1 pseudogene is annotated in these 274 nt (G+C 35.0%); it reads left to right on the top strand.

From position 1 onward, the window contains the following. A pseudogene (locus CWB60_RS20485) lies at positions 1–274 on the top strand (osmotically inducible protein C); the annotation flags it as partial.

The raw sequence follows: 274 nt of genomic DNA, 5'->3' as shown, positions 1-274 counted from the left end.
CCAGTCTTCAGGCCAATTATAATATTTCTGAAGCAGAGAAAATTTATGCATCAGACAAACACCCACAAATATTTATTATCTTCGATAACGCCGACCACTTACTAAGTAATAAAAAAGATGCCGAGTACGCTGCTACGATAATTGCTAATTGGTCAAACCGCTACGGTAAATATGAGCAAAGCAACTTCAGCGCAAAATTATAAAACCGCAAAGTACTGGTAGAAGAAAAAGATCATATATTAACTCAGCACGAAAGTACAAAATTTCTTACATT

This window comes from Pseudoalteromonas sp. S327 (genome assembly GCF_005886415.1).
In the GTDB taxonomy this organism is placed as follows: domain Bacteria; phylum Pseudomonadota; class Gammaproteobacteria; order Enterobacterales; family Alteromonadaceae; genus Pseudoalteromonas; species Pseudoalteromonas atlantica.
Note: the sequence above shows the minus strand (reverse complement) of the source record. Positions and strands in the feature narration are given on the sequence as shown.